Raw genomic sequence first — 3,513 nt, forward strand, 5'->3', positions numbered from 1 at the left:
CACACCATCACATCAGGCCGGACCCCTTACACACTCAATGAAACACCCTCTGGACTTGACCTTCCCTGCGGATTCGTTGTTGCCCGGGCAGATCCCGGCCCACGAGGCCAGATGCGCTGCGTCGGGAAACACGCTCATATCGGCTCCGGTCTCAGCGATGATCACATCAGCGGTCAGCTCAGCGATTCCCGGGATGGTCATCAACGCTTCCCGGGCGCAACGAAAGGGACGCATCGACGCCTCGATCCGTTCGGTAAGCGCGTCGATCATCCTGGTGTGCGCGTCGATCTGCTCCAGATGCAGCCCGACCATGAACGCATGATGGTCCTTGAAACGTCCCTTCAGGGCGTCGGTGAGCTCCGGGATCTTGTTGCGCAGTTTGCCCTTGGCCATGCAGGCCAGGACCTCCGGATCCCGTTCCCCGGTAATGAGGGCATCGAGCATCGCGCGACCGGAAGCACCGGTGAGGTTCGAGGCAACACTGGAGAGCTTGATCCCGGAGCTCTCCAGAAATTTCTCCAACCGCTGGATCTCCCGGGTCCGGTCCCGGACCGCAATAGCCCGTGACCGGGTCAGATCCCGCAGCTCCCGTATCGGTTCGGGAGGGACGAAGGAGGCCCGCAACAATCCATGCGCGGCGAGCCTGGCAAGCCACACGGCGTCAGCGACATCGGTCTTGCGGCGCGGGATGTTCCGCGCAGCTTTCGCGTTGACCAGCATCACCGGCAGGTCTTCCTCCAGCAGGTAATAGAACGGCTTCCAGTAATCACTGGTCGCCTCCATCATCACCACCGTGACCTTCTGCCCGACCAAGAATTCCCGCAGTTCCAGAATCCGGTCCGTGGTCGCCTCCCACGACGTCACCGTCGAGGTGAACCCTTGCTCGCTGCCTCCAGGCTTGCGCACACACACCGTCGCGCCGCGTTTGGCGATATCGATGCCCGCGGCCCTTTCATGCAAAATGTCCATATCCATGACATTGCCTCCCTTGAACGTCCTTCCCGCCGGCCACTATGAAGGCCCGTCACGGGAAGGACAGGGAAACACATCAGGAATCTGACACTCGTGCTCAACGGCAACAATCCACGGTTCCCGGCATGTCCTTCGCACCACGCTGCCAAGCAGGCTCACACTCATGCACCAATGACACAACGGCGTCGCCCGCAACGGACACCACCATCATCCGCCTAAGAACCCCGCCCCGACCAGAACCGCCGCCACCGCACACATTTACGAACCCCACGGAGCGGCAGCGCCGCCCGGACGCTGCCAAATCAACGGGAGGTGGGGCCGGGTTAGCGCCCGGTGCCCGCGTACACGGTTGCCACGGCGTCGCCGTCGAGGTCGAATGCGGCGTGCACTGCTCGCACGGCGGTGTCGAGCAGGTGCGCGCTGGTGACCACCGAGATGCGGATCTCCGAGGTGGAAATCATGTCGATGTTCACCCCGGCGTCGGACAACGCCTTGAAGAACTTGTAGGACACGCCTGGGTTGGACCGCATGCCGGCGCCGATCAGCGACAGCTTGCCGATCTGCTCGTCATACTCGATACCTTCGTAGCCCACGGTCTCCTGTGCTGCCTTGAGCGCGGTGAGCGCCTCCGCGCCCTCGACAATCGGCAGGGTGAAGGAGATGTCCGTGTGCCCGGAACCGTGTGTGGATACGTTCTGCACAATCATGTCGATGTTGGAATGCGCACCGGCAACAATCCCGAAGATTTCAGCGGCCTTGCCCGGAATGTCGGGCACACCGACCACCGTGACCTTCGCTTCTGAACGGTCATGGGCAACACCGGAGATGATGGGCTGTTCCAAGGGTTCTCCCTCTTGAATCTTGATGGTGTCATCGGGATTGGGCAGCACCCAGGTTCCCTCGAGCTGGCTGAAGGACGAGCGGACGTGCAGCGGTACGCCAAAGCGGCGGGCGTATTCCACACAGCGGAGGTGCAGGATTTTGGCACCCGAGGCTGCCATCTCGAGCATTTCCTCGCTGGAGATCGTGGCAAGCTTCCGGGCAGCAGGCACCACCCGGGGATCAGCGGTGTAGACGCCGTCGACGTCGGTGTAGATCTCACAGACATCGGCCTTCAGCGCTGCAGCCAGGGCCACCGCCGTCGTGTCGGAACCGCCGCGGCCAAGGGTGGTGATGTCATTGCTATCCCGGCTCATGCCCTGGAACCCAGCGACAATCGCAATGTCGCCCTTGTCGATGGAGGCCTTGATCCGGTGCGGGGAGACGGCGATGATCCGGGCCTTGCCGTGAATCGCGTCGGTGATCATGCCCGCCTGGCTGCCGGTGAAGGACTGCGCACTGGTGCCGGCCTCATGAAGTGCCATGGCGAGCAGCGCCATGGAGATGCGCTCGCCGGCACTGAGCAGCATGTCCATCTCGCGGGGGTTGGAGGCGGTGCTGACCTGCGCCGCGAGATCAAGCAGCTCATCGGTGCTGTCGCCCATTGCGGAAACAACGACGACGACCTGGTTCCCTGCCGCCTGCGTCTCCACAACCCGCGTGGCGACGCGCTTGATCCCCTCCGCGTCGGCCACGGACGAGCCACCGAACTTCTGAACAATCAAGGCCATGCGCACGCTCGCTGAATCTTGGGATGTGATGCCTGGCGGCGTCGTCGGCGCCCGAAACAGGTCACTTCGATAGGGACTGCTATTACGCTGGAGCCAACGGCTGACCGCCGGATACCGCACACAATGTTAACTGTTCGGGTTCAGCTGGCCCAATCGTGCGTCGAATTGTGCCGTTCTGACCGGTGAAGGGCTACTGTCACCTCATGACCAATGGGTATGGGGGAATCATTGCCAGCGGTATTCGACGAAGTTTCGGTTCGGTGCCTGCCGTCCGCAACATCGATTTCGAGGCGCCGCCCGGCGAAGTGACAGCGCTGATCGGACCCAACGGATCCGGCAAGACCACCCTGCTGCTGATTCTCGCCTCACTGTTGGCGCCCGACGCCGGCACACTGTCCGTTGGCGGGTTTGATCCCGCGACCAATGCCGCCGCCGTCCGCCGCAAGGTCGGCTGGATGCCGGACACCCTGGGGGTCTGGGAATCCCTCAAGGCCCGCGAAATTCTTACCACCGTCGGTGCACTGTACGGATTAAGTTCGACGGCGGTCTCCCACCGTGCGGCGGAACTGCTCGCCGAAGTGAGCCTGAGTGAATACGCGGACTCGCCTGCCGGAGTCCTTTCCCGGGGCCAGCAGCAGCGGCTCAGCCTCGCCAGGGCGCTCATCCACGACCCCGACGTGCTCCTGCTGGATGAACCGGCCTCCGGTCTCGACCCGGGTTCGCGCGTAGCGCTCCGCACCATGCTCCGGCGCCTCGCGGGGGAGGGCAAGACCATCGTCGTTTCCAGCCACGTCCTGTCCGAGCTGGACGAGATTGCCGACCGTGCCGTGTTCGTCAACCGGGGTGAGTCCGTCAAAAGTCAGACCCTGGATGAGGCGGGGACGCAGCTGCGCCGCTACTGCATCCAGGCCGAACCGATGGGTGCGCTCGC

General features: G+C 63.3%; 2 protein-coding genes and 1 pseudogene. 1 reads left to right on the forward strand and 2 read right to left on the reverse strand.

Translation table 11 applies throughout. The features are described 5' to 3' along the window. Positions 1–51 precede the first annotated feature (51 nt). Both X803_RS19125 and X803_RS0110055 read right to left on the reverse strand, forming a co-directional pair. Positions 52–969: pseudogene (locus tag X803_RS19125) on the reverse strand (IS110 family transposase); the annotation flags it as partial. A gap of 326 nt (positions 970–1,295) precedes the next feature. Further along, positions 1,296–2,582: an aspartate kinase gene (locus X803_RS0110055; protein ID WP_026545038.1), complete on the reverse strand. Its 1,287-nt coding sequence runs from the start codon at positions 2,580–2,582 to the stop codon at positions 1,296–1,298. 203 nt (positions 2,583–2,785) lie between these two features. On the opposite strand from X803_RS0110055, the gene X803_RS19130 reads away from it, so the two are divergent. After that, on the forward strand, positions 2,786–3,513 hold a 728-nt coding region (locus X803_RS19130; RefSeq protein WP_035778559.1), incomplete at its 3' end, for an ABC transporter ATP-binding protein.

Source organism: Arthrobacter sp. 35/47 (assembly GCF_000520475.1).
Taxonomy (GTDB): domain Bacteria; phylum Actinomycetota; class Actinomycetes; order Actinomycetales; family Micrococcaceae; genus Arthrobacter_D; species Arthrobacter_D subterraneus.